Annotated in this window: 15 protein-coding genes; 5 read left to right on the top strand and 10 right to left on the bottom strand. The window is 60.8% G+C overall.

Annotated features, from left to right (window positions below; translation table 11 throughout):
* Positions 1-74 precede the first annotated feature (74 nt).
* Together J3P90_RS07670 and J3P90_RS07665 are read right to left on the bottom strand one after the other, a co-directional pair.
* Positions 75-1,004: an electron transfer flavoprotein subunit alpha/FixB family protein gene (locus J3P90_RS07670; protein WP_420767210.1), complete on the bottom strand. Its 930-nt coding sequence runs from the start codon at positions 1,002-1,004 to the stop codon at positions 75-77.
* 1 nt (position 1,005) lies between these two features.
* Positions 1,006-1,755 (bottom strand): electron transfer flavoprotein subunit beta/FixA family protein, encoded by a 750-nt coding sequence (locus J3P90_RS07665; RefSeq protein WP_007908338.1) that lies wholly within the window; start codon positions 1,753-1,755, stop codon positions 1,006-1,008.
* 546 nt (positions 1,756-2,301) lie between these two features.
* Here J3P90_RS07665 and J3P90_RS07660 point away from each other — a divergent pair.
* Entirely contained in the window at positions 2,302-3,966 is a 1,665-nt protein-coding gene (locus J3P90_RS07660; protein ID WP_434648533.1) for an electron transfer flavoprotein-ubiquinone oxidoreductase, read from the top strand.
* Positions 3,967-4,149: 183 nt separating this feature from the next.
* On the opposite strand, the gene J3P90_RS07655 is transcribed toward J3P90_RS07660, so the two are convergent.
* Positions 4,150-5,040, bottom strand: a complete 891-nt coding sequence (locus J3P90_RS07655) for an AraC family transcriptional regulator (protein WP_420767269.1) — start codon at positions 5,038-5,040, stop codon at positions 4,150-4,152.
* A gap of 178 nt (positions 5,041-5,218) precedes the next feature.
* Here J3P90_RS07655 and J3P90_RS07650 point away from each other — a divergent pair, with 178 nt between their 5' ends.
* Positions 5,219-6,271 (top strand): NAD(P)-dependent alcohol dehydrogenase, encoded by a 1,053-nt coding sequence (locus J3P90_RS07650; protein ID WP_434559984.1) that lies wholly within the window; start codon positions 5,219-5,221, stop codon positions 6,269-6,271.
* 6 nt (positions 6,272-6,277) lie between these two features.
* Here J3P90_RS07650 and J3P90_RS07645 read toward each other — a convergent pair whose 3' ends face one another.
* From J3P90_RS07645 to J3P90_RS07625, 5 genes are all read right to left on the bottom strand, one after another.
* Positions 6,278-7,081, bottom strand: a complete 804-nt coding sequence (locus tag J3P90_RS07645) for an IclR family transcriptional regulator (protein WP_420767207.1) — start codon at positions 7,079-7,081, stop codon at positions 6,278-6,280.
* A gap of 57 nt (positions 7,082-7,138) precedes the next feature.
* Complete coding sequence (locus J3P90_RS07640) at positions 7,139-8,449, bottom strand: MFS transporter (RefSeq protein ID WP_434676050.1); 1,311 nt, start codon at positions 8,447-8,449, stop codon at positions 7,139-7,141.
* A 113-nt stretch (positions 8,450-8,562) separates the two neighbouring features.
* Complete coding sequence (gene dgoD, locus J3P90_RS07635) at positions 8,563-9,711, bottom strand: galactonate dehydratase (RefSeq protein ID WP_420767205.1); 1,149 nt, start codon at positions 9,709-9,711, stop codon at positions 8,563-8,565.
* Positions 9,712-9,760: 49 nt separating this feature from the next.
* A complete protein-coding gene (locus tag J3P90_RS07630; RefSeq protein ID WP_434607083.1) occupies positions 9,761-10,381 on the bottom strand; it encodes a 2-dehydro-3-deoxy-6-phosphogalactonate aldolase in 621 nt (206 codons plus the stop codon).
* 19 nt (positions 10,382-10,400) lie between these two features.
* A complete protein-coding gene (locus J3P90_RS07625) occupies positions 10,401-11,384 on the bottom strand; it encodes a 2-dehydro-3-deoxygalactonokinase (protein ID WP_434676049.1) in 984 nt (327 codons plus the stop codon).
* A 186-nt stretch (positions 11,385-11,570) separates the two neighbouring features.
* Between J3P90_RS07625 and J3P90_RS07620 the strand changes: the two genes are divergently transcribed.
* Positions 11,571-12,203, top strand: coding sequence for a glutathione S-transferase family protein (locus J3P90_RS07620; protein WP_434676048.1), 633 nt, complete (start codon positions 11,571-11,573; stop codon positions 12,201-12,203).
* Between the two features lie 3 nt (positions 12,204-12,206).
* On the opposite strand, the gene J3P90_RS07615 is transcribed toward J3P90_RS07620, so the two are convergent.
* The gene (locus J3P90_RS07615; protein WP_030137727.1) at positions 12,207-12,689 is read right to left on the bottom strand and encodes a GNAT family N-acetyltransferase; all 483 of its coding nucleotides are present in this window, start codon (positions 12,687-12,689) and stop codon (positions 12,207-12,209) included.
* Between the two features lie 167 nt (positions 12,690-12,856).
* On the opposite strand from J3P90_RS07615, the gene J3P90_RS07610 reads away from it, so the two are divergent.
* A complete protein-coding gene (locus J3P90_RS07610; RefSeq protein ID WP_420767201.1) occupies positions 12,857-13,204 on the top strand; it encodes a hypothetical protein in 348 nt (115 codons plus the stop codon).
* 32 nt (positions 13,205-13,236) lie between these two features.
* The gene (locus J3P90_RS07605; protein WP_434676047.1) at positions 13,237-13,617 is read left to right on the top strand and encodes a Rho termination factor N-terminal domain-containing protein; all 381 of its coding nucleotides are present in this window, start codon (positions 13,237-13,239) and stop codon (positions 13,615-13,617) included.
* 205 nt (positions 13,618-13,822) lie between these two features.
* On the opposite strand, the gene araH is transcribed toward J3P90_RS07605, so the two are convergent.
* Positions 13,823-14,791, bottom strand: coding sequence for an L-arabinose ABC transporter permease AraH (gene araH / locus J3P90_RS07600; RefSeq protein WP_420767199.1), 969 nt, complete (start codon positions 14,789-14,791; stop codon positions 13,823-13,825).
* Positions 14,792-14,794: the final 3 nt, after the last annotated feature.

Genomic DNA, 14,794 nt, shown 5'->3' with positions numbered 1-14,794 from the left:
GCACTAAGCGCTCCGGAAACAGAAATAAAAAACCCGGCCAAAAGGCCGGGCTCTTTATAAGTGAAGATGCCGGATTAGACCAGCTTCTCCAGCTCAGGGATGGCTTCGAACAGGTCCGCCACCAGGCCGTAGTCGGCCACTTGGAAGATTGGCGCTTCTTCGTCCTTGTTGATCGCAACGATCACCTTGGAGTCCTTCATGCCGGCCAAGTGTTGGATCGCGCCGGAGATACCGACCGCGATGTACAACTGTGGTGCAACGATCTTGCCGGTCTGGCCGACCTGCATGTCGTTGGGAACGAAACCGGCGTCGACCGCTGCGCGGGATGCGCCAACGGCAGCGCCCAGCTTGTCGGCCAAGGCGTACAAGTGCTTGAAGTTGTCACCGTTCTGCATGCCGCGGCCGCCGGAAACGACGATCTTGGCGGCGGTCAGCTCAGGACGATCGGACTTGGCCAGCTCTTCGTTGACGAAGCTGGAAATGCCCTTGTCGTGGGCAGCGCCCACGGCTTCAACGGCAGCCGAACCACCTTCGGCGGCAACCGGGTCGAAACCGGTGGCGCGAACGGTGATGACCTTAATCGCAGCGGTCGATTGCACGGTGGCGATGGCGTTGCCGGCGTAGATCGGACGCTTGAAGGTGTCGGCGCTTTCTACCGAAATGATTTCGGAGATCTGGTCGACGTCCAATGCAGCAGCTACGCGAGGCAGGATGTTCTTGCCGTTCGATGTCGCGGCCGCCAGGATGTGGCTGTAGCCACTGCCCAGCTCAGCTACCAATGGAGCAACGTTTTCCGGCAGTTGGTGCGCATAGGCAGCATTATCGGCGTTCAGGACTTTGCTCACGCCAGCGATCTTGGCGGCGGCTTCGGCAACGGCGCCAGCGCCCTGCCCGGCCACCAGGACGTGGACATCGCCACCGATTTTGGCGGCGGCAGCAACGGTGTTCAGCGTGGCCGGAGCCAGCGCCTTGTTATCGTGTTCGGCGATTACCAAGATAGTCATATCAGATTACCTTCGCTTCGTTTTTCAGTTTCTCGACCAGTTCAGCCACCGACTTGACCTTGATGCCGGCGCTGCGTGCAGCCGGCGCTTCGACTTTCAGGGTCTTGTTCGTGGAGGCGGTGGAAACGCCCAAAGCGTCAGGAGTCAGCACTTCAAGCGGCTTCTTCTTGGCTTTCATGATGTTTGGCAGGGACGCGTAACGCGGCTCGTTCAAACGCAGGTCGGTGGTGACGATGGCCGGCAGTTTCAGGGAAACTGTCTGCGCGCCGCCGTCGATTTCGCGAGTCACGGCAACGCTGTCGCCCGACACTTCGACTTTCGACGCGAAGGTGCCCTGGCCGTAGCCGCTCAACGCAGCGAGCATCTGGCCGGTCTGGTTGTTGTCGCTGTCGATGGCCTGCTTGCCGAGGATCACCAGCTGTGGCTGTTCCTTGTCAACTACGGCTTTCAACAGCTTGGCAACGGCCAGGGAAGTCAGGTCTTCGGCGGATTCGACGAGGATGGCGCGATCGGCACCCAGCGCGAGCGCGGTGCGCAGTTGTTCCTGGGCGGTGGTCGGGCCGATGGAAACGACGACGATCTCAGTCGCCACGCCTTTTTCTTTCAGGCGTACGGCTTCTTCTACGGCGATTTCGCAGAAAGGGTTCATCGACATCTTGACGTTGGCGAGGTCGACGCCGGAGTTGTCCGCCTTGACGCGAACCTTGACGTTATAGTCGACCACTCGTTTGACAGCTACAAGAACCTTCATGGATTCCTCGTTACTCTCCGGTGAAAAGAAAGTCGCCTGGGCGAACCTGGCGGTTGATGATCATGGGCGCAAGGGCACCTCTAAAAACGCCGGCATGAACCACACATGACCTTTGCTCACGGGAGTGAAGACCATTCGTCAGTGATGACCGATGAGTCATTCATTATCGCGGCGTGTAAACTGCGCGTCCGAACCGCGCAACTCGTCACTTTGTGCTGCCTTCGCCCTGTCTTTAGAGGTGCTCTTGGAACCAACAGTCAGCCTACGGCGAGCGCAAAACCGCCCGTATCTTGACCGGAACGTCTATTCCGGTCAATACGGCAAAATGGTCAGTCATAAGCCGTACGTCAGTGATTTATCTGGGCTGCGGCAATTTCAAACAAACGTTTGTATTGGACCCTGAGAGTGGTGTAGATATAATGCGCCGCTTAAGAGAGAAGCGCGGGTCATCCATTGTCGCTTTCGTCGCTTCGCGAAGGAAACAACGGATGCAACGCCAAACCTCCAATTAGAAAAAACTGTTGAGCCTTGAGTAGGAGATAGCCTGTGGAACGCGAATACATGGAATTCGACGTGGTCATCGTCGGTGCCGGCCCCGCTGGCCTGTCTGCCGCTTGCCGACTGAAACAGAAGGCCGCCGAAGCCGGTAAGGAAATCAGCGTCTGCGTGGTCGAAAAAGGCTCCGAAGTCGGCGCGCACATCCTCTCCGGCGCAGTGTTCGAACCGCGCGCCCTGAACGAACTGTTTCCGGATTGGAAAGAGCTCGGCGCTCCGTTGAACACGCCGGTCAAGCGCGATGACATTTATGTCCTGAGAAACGCCGAGACCGCGAGCAAAATCCCTGACTTCTTTGTGCCCAAGACCATGCACAACGAAGGCAACTATATTATTTCCCTTGGCAATCTTTGCCGTTGGCTGGCCCAGCAGGCCGAGAACCTGGGCGTGGAAATCTACCCGGGCTTCGCCGCCCAGGAAGCGTTGTTCGACGAAAACGGCGTCGTCCGCGGGATCATCACCGGCGACCTTGGTGTCGACCGCGAAGGCAATCCGAAAGAAGGCCTCTACACCCCTGGAATGGAGTTGCGCGGCAAGTACACCCTGTTCGCCGAAGGCTGCCGTGGCCACATTGGCAAGCAATTGATCAAGCGCTTCAACCTGGACAGCGAAGCCGACACCCAGCACTACGGCATCGGCCTGAAGGAAATCTGGGAAATCGACCCGGCCAAGCATCAACCAGGCTTGGTGGTGCACACCGCCGGCTGGCCGCTGGACATTATGGGCACCGAAAATACCGGCGGCTCTTTCCTTTATCACCTGGAAAACAACCAAGTGGTCGTCGGCTTGATCGTCGACCTGTCCTACAGCAACACCTTCCTGTCACCATTCGACGAGTTCCAGCGCCTCAAGCATCACCCTGTGCTCAAGCAGTATCTGGAAGGCGGCAAGCGCGTCAGTTACGGCGCTCGCGCCATCGCCAAGGGCGGCCTGAACTCGCTGCCCAAGATGGTCTTCAAGGGCGGCGCGCTGATCGGTTGCGACCTCGGCACCCTGAACTTCGCCAAGATCAAGGGCAGTCACACCGCCATGAAATCCGGCATGCTCGCTGCCGAAGCCGTGGCTGATCGCCTGTTCGCCGAGTCCGAAGGCGGCGATGAACTGACGGCCTATGTCGACAGTTTCAAGAACAGCTGGCTGTATGAAGAGCTGTTCGCCAGCCGCAACTTCGGCGCGGCGATCCACAAGTACGGTGCGATCATCGGCGGCGGTTTCAACTGGCTCGACCAGAACATTTTCGGCGGCAAGATTCCATTCACGCTGCGCGACACCAAGCCAGATTATGCTTGCCTGAAACCTGCGGCCGAATGCAAGAAGATCGACTACCCGAAGCCGGACGGCAAGATCAGCTTCGACAAGCTCAGCTCGGTGTTCATCTCCGGTACCAACCATGAAGAAGAGCAGCCTTGCCACCTGAAGCTGACCGACCCGAGCATCCCGATCAGCAAGAACCTGCCGCTGTACGACGAACCGGCCCAGCGCTACTGCCCGGCCGGCGTTTATGAAGTGGTCACCAAGGAGGATGGCGAGAAGCGCTTCCAGATCAACGCCCAGAACTGCGTTCACTGCAAGACCTGCGACATCAAGGACCCTGCACAGAACATCACCTGGGTCACGCCGGAAGGCGCCGGCGGACCGACTTACCCGAACATGTAAGCCGGAACGCTGAACATCGAGGCTCCCGCAATGGGGGCCTTTTTGTTGCCCGCGATTCCGGGAAGCACACCGAACCAAAGTGGGAGCGAGCCTGCTCGCGAAGTGGTGTCTCAGTCGACATGTGTGTTGAATGATAAACCGCTTTCGCGGGCAGGCTCGCTTCCACAGGGTTCCCTGAACAATTCAGGCGGCGCGTTCGTCCCCTGGGTTGCGCTCGAAGTAACGCTTGTACTCCCGGCTGAATTGCGACGGGCTCTGATACCCCACCTGGTGTGCGACCTGGGCCACGCTCATGCCCTCGCAGAGCAGCAGCCGCTGGGCCTTGAGTAGGCGCAATCGCTTGAGGTACTGCACCGGCGATAGCAACGTGCTGCGCTTGAAATGCTCGTGAAAGGTCGAAGCACTCATGTTCGCGCGACTGGCCAGGATCTCGACGTTCAACGGCTCGGTGAAGTGCGCATGCAAATGGCCCAGGGCAGCGGCAATCCGGGCGAACTGGCCCTGTTGCTCCACCAACGCCCGCAGCACATCGGCCTGGGGTCCGCGCAACGCGACGAACAGCAGCTCCCGCAGCCGCGCCTGGCCCATGACCTGGCATTCCAACGGGTCGTGCAAGCAGCGCAACAAGCGCTCGACACACCCACGCATGGCGTCATCGAGCACTGCGCAAGTCATGGACTCCGGCGTCTGAGGCGGCAGATTCCGCCCCGGCATCAACCCCATGGCCAGCACCAGGTCGCCCAGCATCGCCCGATCGATCGCAACGGAAACTCCATACAGCGGAGCATTGGGCATGGCGTAGGTTTCGCATTCGAACGGCACCGGCAGGGCCTGGATCAGATAATGCCCCGCGCCATATTCCATTGTGCGGGGCCCCAGGTACGCCAGTTTGCTGCCCTGGGCAATGATCACCAGGCTCGGTTCGTAGAGCTGCGGGCCACGAGCGACGTCCTGGCTGGCGCGAAGCGCGTGCACCCCTGGCAGTCGCGTAGGAACAAAACCGTCGTGGGTCGCCAAAGGTTCTATCAGCGAAACCAGCGTGGCGTTGGCATCGAGATGACGGGTCAGCAGCATGAGCGAAAACTTCACGAAGAAAGGGATGAAAACATCATCGCAGGTCTGGCGCCACATGGAATCGAATCCTGGCCAACGCCGTAGGATTAGGCATGACAGGCGTAGGAATCGCCATCGCCACCGGCCGCCCTGCCTCCCAGAATGAACCCCTCACCGTTCAATGATAGCGAGGTCCATCATGTACACAGCCATCGGCTATGCCGCCCAATCGGCCACCACGCCCCTCGCCCCCATGAAGTTCGAGCGCCGCAGCCCGCGCGCGGACGATGTGGCGATCGAAATTCTCTACTGCGGCGTCTGCCACTCCGACATCCATCAGGCCCGGAACGAATGGGGCATCGCCGTCTATCCGCTGATGCCCGGCCACGAAATCATCGGCAAAGTCACCGCCGTGGGGGCGAATGTCACCCATCACAAGGTCGGCGACCTGGTAGGCGTAGGCTGCATGGTCGACTCCTGCCGCGAATGCGAAGCTTGCCGTGCCGATCTGGAACAATACTGCCTGGAAGGCATGACCCAGACCTACGCCAGCCCGGACCACGTGAGCGGCGGCCACACCATGGGTGGCTATTCCGACAGCATCGTGGTCAGCCAGCATTTTGTACTGCGCGTCCCCCAGACACTCGACCCGGCCAGCGCCGCGCCGCTGCTCTGCGCAGGCATCACCACCTATTCTCCCCTCAAGCATTATGGCGTGAAGGCCGGAGACAAGGTCGGCGTGCTGGGGATGGGTGGCCTGGGCCATATGGGCATCAAGTTCGCCAAGGCCATGGGCGCGGAAGTGACGTTGTTCACTCGCTCGGCGAGCAAGGCAGAAGAAGCCCGTCGCCAAGGCGCGGACCATGTGATCGTGTCCACCGACGCCGAACAGATGGCGGCCGCCGCCGGACGTTTCAACTTCCTGCTGGACACCATTCCGGTGCAGCACGACCTCAATCCCTACCTCGATACGCTGCATTTCAACGGCGTGCACATCATCGTCGGCCTGGTCGAGCCGGTCGACCCACCCGTACACGCGGCAAAGCTGATCCTGGGTCGCCGAGTGTTGGCCGGCTCGCTGATTGGCGGCATCGCCGAAACCCAGGAAATGCTGGATTTCTGCGCAAAACACAACATCAGCTGCGACATTGAAATGCTCGACATCCGCCAGATCAACGAGGCCTACAGCCGCATGATCGCCGGGGATGTGAAGTACCGCTTCGTTATCGACATGGCGACGCTCAAGGCCTGACGCTCGTCAAACCTTGGCACCCAGTTCCGCCGACAGCCGGGCTGTGACCCCTTTGACCAGGGGAATCAGCTCGGCCATCTTTTCCAAAGGCATGTACGGCACCGTGCTGGCGATGCTGATACCGGCGACGATGCGCTTGCCGGCGTCACGGATCGGTGCCGCCACACAGCGGATCGACGGTTCGTTGTCCTCCAGGTCGAAGGCATAGCCCCCCGCCACATACTCCACCATCCGTTGCTGGAACTGTTCCCAGGATTGCTCCTGGTGCTGGGGCCAGAATTGATTCTTCCCACCCGCCGGCAGGCTGATTTCGTACAGCCGCTTCCATTGTTCCTGGGCATCATCGAGCATCAGCGCCTTGCCGATCCCTGTCCGCGCCAACGGCATGCGATGGCCCACGCGCGAACGCATTTCCGGCCCGTTACGCCCCGGATTCTTCAGCAGATACAAGACTTCATCGCCCTCGCGAATCGCCAGGTGAACGGTGTCCCCGGTGAGCGCCGACAACTCGTCCAGGTACGGCCCCGCCAGGCTCACCAGTGGCAACTCTTCCCGAGCCTGGAAACCCAGCTCGATCAACTTCGGCCCCAGCAGGTAACCCACTTGCGGCACCACGCGCAGGTAACGTTCGTCCACCAGGCAACTGGCCAGGCGGTGGGTGGTGCTGCGGGTGGTGCCGATCAGCCGGGCGATTTCCTTCAAGTCGCGAGCACCGCTGGCGACCGCCTGGACCACGCCCAGGCCGCGCAGCAAGGTCTGCGTGCCAGTAGGAGCGGCATCCTTGATGATTTTTGGATCGTCTTGCTGCATATCCGGCCTTCAACAGTGCGGGGAACGGGCGGCATTATGGTCGCCCGCCCCGTCGGACTACAACTCGATGCGCTCGACCTTCCCGACCAGCAGGATGTAGGACAGCGCCCCGGCCAATGCCAATACGGCGATATAGGTAATGGCCGGGGCAAACGAATCACCGCTGGCAAGGAAGCCGATGACAATCGGCGTGGCGATGGCCGCCAGATTACCGATGAGATTGAACACCCCGCCGGTCAAACCGAGCAACCGCGCCGGTGCCAAGGTGGAAACCAGTGACCACGTGATCGACGCCAGGCCATTGCCGAAGAACGCCAGGGCCAGGAAGGTGATCACCAGGGGCGTCGACTCCACGAAGTTGGCGCCGATGATCGAGGTGGAAATCAGCAGCCCGCCAATGATCGGCAGCTTGCGCGCAAAACCCACCGTGGCGCCTCGGCGGATCAGCCAGTCCGAGAAGAAGCCGGAACACAGCACGCCGACGAATGCCGCAAGGAACGGCAACGACGCCAGCAAGCCGGACTTGATGAAGTCCATGCCGCGATACTTCACCAGGTAGGTCGGGAACCACGTCAGGAAAAACCACAGCGTGGAGTTGAGGCAGAACTGCCCCAGGTAGATACCCCATAACTTGCGTTGGGTCAGGACGATGCCCAGGTCGCTCCAGCTGAATTTGGCCTTGGCCTTGGCGGTATCGGCCTGGATGTCCACCAGCCCTCCACCCTCACGGATCAACTCGATTTCCGCGGCATTGGCGCCCTTGAAATCCCGAGGCTCGCGATATACCGCATACCAGATCACCGCCCAGAGAATGCCCACCGCGCCCGTGGCGACAAACACCATGTGCCAACCAAACGCGTGTTGCAGCCACGCCAGCACCGGTGTCAAAAATGCGAGCCCAACGAACTGCCCGGAGGTATAGAAACCAATGGCCGTGGCCCGCTCGCGCTCGGGAAACCAGGTGGTGACCACGCGGCTGTTGATCGGATAAGCCGGCGCTTCCAGGGCACCGACGGCCATGCGCAGCACGAACAGCGCGATGAAACTGGCGGCAAAACCGAGCATCACCGTGGCCGCCGACCACAGCAACAATGCCACGCTATACAGGATGCGCGGCGGCACCCGGTCCACCAGCCAGCCGCCGGGGATCTGCATGGCGGCGTAGGTCCAGCCGAACGCCGAGAAAATCAGCCCGACGTGGATCGGGTCGATGCCCAGGTCGCTGGTCAATGCGGGGGCCGCGATCGAGAGATTGCTGCGGTCCAGGTAGTTGATCACCACCGTGATGAACAGCAACACCATGATGAAAAAACGCTTGCGGCTGGGCGTCACCGACGACGCCTGCGCGCTCAGGGTGTGCGCTTGCATGTGAGGTGCCTCTTTTTATGTTTATTGAGGAAACGGGCGCATCGAAGAAGATCTCCCTGCTTGCGAAGATCAAATTGTGGGAGCGAGCTTGCTCCCACAGGGTCAGGCGTGACTCACCATTCGGCAAAACTGCCATCGGCATGGCGCCAGATCGGGTTGCGCCAGCGATGGCCAATGGCCGCGCGCTCGATGACGTATTCCTCATTGATCTCGATACCCAGGCCAGGACCGTTCGGAATTTTTACGAAGCCTTGGTCATAGTCGAACACTCGCGGGTCCTTGATGTAGTCCAGCAAGTCATTGCTTTCGTTGTAATGGATGCCCAGGCTCTGCTCCTGGATAAACGCGTTGTAGCAAGCCGCGTCCAGTTGCAGGCACGCCGCCAGGGCGATTGGACCCAACGGGCAATGCAGTGCCAGCGCCACATCGTAGGCCTCGGCCATGTTGGCGATCTTGCGGGTTTCGGTGATGCCGCCGGCGTGGGACGCATCCGGCTGGATGATGTCCACATAGCCTTCGCTGAGCACCCGCTTGAAATCCCATCGCGAGAACAACCGCTCGCCCAGGGCAATCGGGGTGCTGGTCAGCGGCGCCAGTTCCTTGAGGGCTTCGTAGTTTTCGCTGAGCACCGGTTCTTCAATGAACATCAGCTTGAAGGGGTCGAGCTCCTTCATCAGAACCTTGGCCATTGGCTTGTGCACACGGCCGTGGAAATCCACGCCAATGCCGACGTTCGGCCCGACCGCGTCGCGCACAGCTGCCACGTTGGCCAGGGCCAGGTCGACTTTTTCGAAGGTATCGAGGAACTGCAGTTCTTCGGTGCCGTTCATCTTCACCGCCGTGAAGCCGCGTCCCACCGCCTCTTTCGCCGCTCGGGCGGTGTCCGCCGGCCGGTCGCCGCCGATCCATGAATAGACACGGATCTTGTCCCGCACCTGGCCGCCCAACAGATCGCTGACCGACACACCCAGGGCCTTGCCCTTGATGTCCCACAACGCTTGGTCGATACCGGCCAGGGCGCTCATGTGGACGGCCCCGCCGCGGTAGAAGCCACCGCGATAGAGCACGGTCCAGATGTCTTCGATGTTGCGTGGGTCTTTGCCGATCAGGTAGTCGGACAATTCTTCAACCGCAGCCGCCACTGTGTGGGCACGGCCTTCGACCACGGGTTCGCCCCAACCGGTCACGCCCTCATCGGTCTCGACCTTGAGGAAGCACCAGCGCGGCGGAACGATAAACGTGGTCAGCTTGGTGATTTTCATCTTGTTGTCTCTCTTGTCAGATGCAGCGCTCGGAGCGCTGGAAAAGTCTTCAGTTCAAGGCATTCCATGCGGCCACATAGGCCTTGGCGCGCACCGCCACTTGATCCGCTGTCAGGCCCGGCTTGAACAACCCGGAACCCAGGCCGAAACCCTTGACGCCGGCTTCGACGAACACCGCCATGTTGTCCGGCGTAATCCCGCCCACCGGCACCAGCACGGTCCCGGCCGGTAAAACCGCGAGCCAGGCCTTGACCACCGCCGGGCCCATTTGCTCGGCGGGGAACATCTTCAGCACATGAGCGCCCTCGGCCAGCGCGGCGAAAGCTTCGGTCGGCGTGGCGACGCCGGGCGACAGGTACAGCCCCGCCGCTTTTGCCGCCCGCAAGACCTTCGGGTCACTGTGAGGCATGACGATCACCTGGCCACCGGCCGCCTTGACCTGCTCCACCTGCTCCGGGGTCAGCACGGTACCCGCGCCGATCAGGCAATCGGCGGGCAAGGTACTGCGCAGGATGCGGATACTTTCGTACGGTTCGGGGGAATTGAGCGGCACTTCGATGACTCGAAATCCCTCGCTATACAGGACTTCGCCGATAGATGCCGCCTCCTCGGGGCGCAGGCCGCGAAGAATCGCGATCAGCCCGTTGTGCGCCAATGCTTGTTTGAGCATGTCAGGTCTCCAGTCAGGTTTAACGCGACGCGGTGGGTCCGAGCAGCCCGGCGGCCAAGGCCAGTTGCCACAAACCGCGCTCGGTGGCCTGTTCGGCCAGGATCACGCGGGCGAAACCGCAGGCGTCGAGGGCCCGCTGGTAACGGGCGCAGAGTTGAGAATTGCCAATCAGCACGACCGTCGGCAGGTGAACGCTGTTGCGCCGTTGACGTTGCACGGCGGCCAGGGCCGTCAACTCATGGCCGATCAGCACACCCGACAGGTAATCGGCCTGGGCGCTCGCGCCGAGCTCGCCGGTCAGGCCCAGGCTGCGGGCGCTGAACACGGTGGACAGCGGGCCAATCTGCCCATCCGACGACAGCGCCACCTGCACGCCGCGATCGAAAGCCACGCCATCGAACGCCGCGCCGCGCTGCTGGGTGCGGCCGAGAATGCTGTGGTCGCTGAGCACGGCGAAGATCTCGCCGGTCATGAAGGTGTCGAAATGGACGATGCAGCCCTCGGCCGCCTCCACCCATTTCGAATGGCTGCCCGGCAAGCCGATCAGCACCGCTTCGTTGGGCAAGCCAGGCAACGCACCGAGCACCTGGGTTTCTTCGCCGCGCATCACATTGGGCAGTCGGGAGCGTTGGATTACCCCTGGCACGATGTGAACATCAACACCGCGAAGGCTCCGGATAATTTGTAGGGAATGTCCGAGATTGGCGACGTTTGCCGGCGTGTCGCAGTAAGGCGCTTCCCGCCAACCTTGGGCGCTGCCCACCATGCCGCAGGCGATGACGGGCAAGCCTGGCTGCGCATCGAGCCAATCGCCGCAGGCTTCATCGAAGGCCAGCTCAAAACCGTCGATGCAGACCTGGCCCGCTATCGTCCGCGGCCCGGACGGCAACTGCATGATCCCCGACGACAGCGAACGCTGTTCGAGCACCTCGCCTCGCGAGGCTAGTTTGTAAGCCCGTAATGAGGTCGTTCCCCAATCGAGCGCGATCAATTGCGCCTGCATCCGCTTCACCTGTTTTGTTTATTGGGCAGTGAGTGACGCGGACTATAAACCCGGACGCAGGAAAATCTCAATATATAAATATCTCTCCCACATATTGGGATATCAATTCTATCGTGAAGGCATCGCCATCCACCCAAGACCCTGCTACGTTTCTGACCGGACGCCAAACAACTCAGGGAAAAAGTGATGGGAAAATTGCTGAAGATCCTCGGCCGCACTTCCTCGATTAACGTCAGAAAGGTCTTGTGGACTTGCCAGGAACTGGAAATCTCCTACGAACGCGAAGACTGGGGCATCGGCTTCGCGTCGACCCATGACCCGGCGTTCCTGGCATTGAATCCCAACGCCCAGGTGCCGGTGATTGTCGACGAGAGCGGCGTGCTCTGGGAGTCGAACACCATTTGCCGCTATCTGGTGGGCAAGCACGGGCGCAGCGACCTGCTGCCTGTCGAGCCTGCCGCACGGGCGCGTGTAGAGCAGTGGATGGATTGGCAAGCCACCGAGCTCAATCCGTCGTGGGGCGATGCGTTTTATGGACTGGTGCGCAAGCACCCGGATTTCCAGGACCCACAACTCATCGCCGCCGGCGTCAAAGGCTGGAATGAGAAGATGGGCTTGCTGGAACAACAGCTGGACCACACCGGCGCCTACGTAGCCGGTGCGGACTTTTCCCTTGCAGACGTACTCATTGGCCTATCCGTACACCGCTGGCGGCAGACGCCCATGGAACGTCCGGACTATCCAGCCGTAGCCGCTTATTGCACGCGACTCCAACAGCGACCCGGATTTACCCAGTGGGCGTCCGACGCGTACTCATGAACGTCAGTTGCCGTTAGCGAAGTCCCGGAGCACCTTGCCATCCATCCGGTAGCGCACCCACTCTTCCTGCGGTTGCGCGCCGAGGGATTTGTAGAAGTCGATGGCCGGGGTGTTCCAGTCCAGCACGCTCCACTCGAAGCGACCACAATCGTTGTCGCAGGCGATCTTCGCCAGATGTCGCAATAAGGTTTTGCCCGCCCCGCCACCGCGCTGTTCAGGCGTGATGTACAAGTCTTCCAAGTACAGGCAATTACTGCCCAACCAAGTGGAATAGCTGAAGAAAAACACCGCAAAACCGATCGGCACGCCATCGCGCAGGCAGATCAAGCCGTGGGCGGTGGCGCCTTCGCTGAACAGGCTGCGCTCGATGTCGGCCACGCTGGCGATGACTTCGTGGCGAGCTTTTTCGTAATCGGCCAGCTCAGTGATGAAAGCAAGGATTTGCGGCGCATCGCTGGGCTGCGCGGGACGGATCTCGATGGACATGAACAGGCCTTGTCGCCAATTGAAAGCATCATACTAAGCCGCTCTGCGGCGCTCGTCACATCTTCTAAAGACACCCCCAATAGCGCCGTTCGTCGCCCCTGCGGCACCAACCCCTATCCAGCGCGGCCAAAAATCTGGCAAGCACTTCAAAAAATGGAGGCGACACCATGATCAATTCAAGGCTGACTGCACTCACATTCGCCACGCTGCTGTCTTCGGCGGCTTTCGCGGCCACGACCAGTGGCACCGGACCGACCGACCCGGTTCAGGCACCCAACTCGCCGGCCACCCAAGGTTTGCCCAAACTGAACACCGATGGCACGGGCGGCACCTTGAACAATGGCCAGCCGCCTGCTACAGGCACCGATCCGAGGGTCCAAGGCAACGACACGGGCCGCCAAGGCGGGATGAACACACCTGACTCCACTGCGCCCGACAATGCCGATACTGGCGTGGGTTCGAAAACCACAACCGGAGGTTCAGGCTCTGAAGGTGGTGGGGCCTCCAGTCAATAACTTCTACCCAGCCATTGAGGAGGACCGTTCCCATGCCTCGTGGAAGCAAAAACAAGTACACCGATGAGCAGAAGCGCAAGGCCGATCACATCGAAGACAGCTATGAGCAAAAAGGTGTGTCGGAAGGCGAGGCCGAGGCTCGGGCCTGGGCCACGGTGAACAAGCAATCGGGAGGCGGCGAACGCTCTGGTGGATCCGGCAAGAAGAAACCCGCCGAAGCCAAGCAATCCGACCGCAAGGAGTCGGCCCGGCGCGCCGCCAAGAGCCGCGAAGGCCAGCCGCGCACCAGCAAAGCCTCCCATGAGGCCCAGACCGTGGACAGCTTGATGAAAGAAGCCCGGGCAAAAAATATTCCCGGACGCTCGAAAATGCGCAAGCAGGAACTGGTCGAGGCGTTGCGCAAGGCGGGGTAGAGCGAAAACTGTGGGAGCGGGCCTGCTCGCGAATGCGGTGGGTCAGCTAAGGAAGTGTCGGATGTGCCGACGCCTTCGCGAGCAGGCTCGCTCCCACAGGTTTTTCGCCTGGCTCAGGACTTCGGAACAGTGCAGAGCCAGTGTGGGAGCGAGCCTGCTCCGGGCGGCGATCCGACGATGGCGGCAGGTCAGCCTCCAATAATCTTCAACGCTGTTTCAACCTGTCAATCACCACCGCCAGCAGCAGGATCGAGCCGCGGATGACGTACTGGTAGAACGTATCGATGTTCTTCAGGTTCATCGCGTTCTCGATGATCGCCAGGATCAGCACGCCGGCGATGACATGGCGAATCATGCCGATGCCGCCGCTCAACGAAACGCCACCCAGAACACAAGCTGAGATCACGGTCAGTTCGAAACCCTGGCCGATCATCGGCTGGCCCGAGGTCATGCGCGACGCCAGGATGACGCCTGCCAGCGCACCAATCACACCGTGCACGGCGAAGATGATGATCTTGGTGCGATCAACGTTAACGCCTGCCAGCAATGCCGCTTCCTGGTTGCCGCCGATGGCCATGGTGTTGCGCCCATAAGTGGTGTAGTTCAGCAGCCAGCCGAAGAACAGAAAGCAGGCAATGGTGATCAGGATCGGCACCGGCACACCGAACATCTGGCCGTTACCAAAGACGAAAAACGATTCTTCCGACACCCCCACCGCCTTGCCGTTGGCAAAGATGTAGGCCAGGCCGCGTACGATCTGCATGGTCGCCAGCGTGGTAATCAGCGCATTGACCCGCAGTTTCGCGATGACGATGCCGTTGATCAGGCCGACAATCAGCCCCATCACCAACGCCGCGCTCACGCCGAGAAATACGCTATTGGTGTCACGCATCACGACGGCCGCGACGACGCCGGCGCAGGCAATCACCGAACCCACCGACAGGTCGAAATGCCCGGACGCCAGGCAATACAGCATGGTGCATGCCGCGATGCCGGTGGTGGAAATCGCCAGGCCCAGGCCGCGCATGTTCAGCGGCGACAGGAAGTTGTCGATCATCAGGGTGCAGAGCACGAAGATGCCGATGGCCGCCAGCAGCATGACCCAGTCGTCGAGGAAGCGGCGCAGGTCCAGGGGTTTGCGCGCCGTTGGCAGTGCATTGTTTTGGATGGTCATGAT

Origin of the sequence: Pseudomonas sp. D3-10, assembly GCF_051132175.1 — a bacterium.
In the GTDB taxonomy this organism is placed as follows: Bacteria; Pseudomonadota; Gammaproteobacteria; order Pseudomonadales; family Pseudomonadaceae; genus Aquipseudomonas.
This window is presented reverse-complemented; position numbering and strand designations above follow the sequence as displayed.

Bases quoted from the DNA above. Each gene is read 5' to 3' on its own strand.
- araH (WP_420767199.1), bottom strand. From the start codon at position 14,791: ATGACCATCCAAAACAATGCACTGCCAACGGCGCGCAAACCCCTGGAC.
- J3P90_RS07610 (WP_420767201.1), top strand. From the start codon at position 12,857: ATGATCAATTCAAGGCTGACTGCACTCACATTCGCCACGCTGCTGTCT.
- J3P90_RS07625 (WP_434676049.1), bottom strand. From the start codon at position 11,384: ATGCAGGCGCAATTGATCGCGCTCGATTGGGGAACGACCTCATTACGG.
- J3P90_RS07620 (WP_434676048.1), top strand. From the start codon at position 11,571: ATGGGAAAATTGCTGAAGATCCTCGGCCGCACTTCCTCGATTAACGTC.
- dgoD (WP_420767205.1), bottom strand. From the start codon at position 9,711: ATGAAAATCACCAAGCTGACCACGTTTATCGTTCCGCCGCGCTGGTGC.
- J3P90_RS07640 (WP_434676050.1), bottom strand. From the start codon at position 8,449: ATGCAAGCGCACACCCTGAGCGCGCAGGCGTCGTCGGTGACGCCCAGC.
- J3P90_RS07670 (WP_420767210.1), bottom strand. From the start codon at position 1,004: ATGACTATCTTGGTAATCGCCGAACACGATAACAAGGCGCTGGCTCCG.
- J3P90_RS07605 (WP_434676047.1), top strand. From the start codon at position 13,237: ATGCCTCGTGGAAGCAAAAACAAGTACACCGATGAGCAGAAGCGCAAG.
- J3P90_RS07645 (WP_420767207.1), bottom strand. From the start codon at position 7,081: ATGCAGCAAGACGATCCAAAAATCATCAAGGATGCCGCTCCTACTGGC.
- J3P90_RS07615 (WP_030137727.1), bottom strand. From the start codon at position 12,689: ATGTCCATCGAGATCCGTCCCGCGCAGCCCAGCGATGCGCCGCAAATC.
- J3P90_RS07630 (WP_434607083.1), bottom strand. From the start codon at position 10,381: ATGCTCAAACAAGCATTGGCGCACAACGGGCTGATCGCGATTCTTCGC.
- J3P90_RS07665 (WP_007908338.1), bottom strand. From the start codon at position 1,755: ATGAAGGTTCTTGTAGCTGTCAAACGAGTGGTCGACTATAACGTCAAG.
- J3P90_RS07655 (WP_420767269.1), bottom strand. From the start codon at position 5,040: ATGCTGCTGACCCGTCATCTCGATGCCAACGCCACGCTGGTTTCGCTG.
- J3P90_RS07650 (WP_434559984.1), top strand. From the start codon at position 5,219: ATGTACACAGCCATCGGCTATGCCGCCCAATCGGCCACCACGCCCCTC.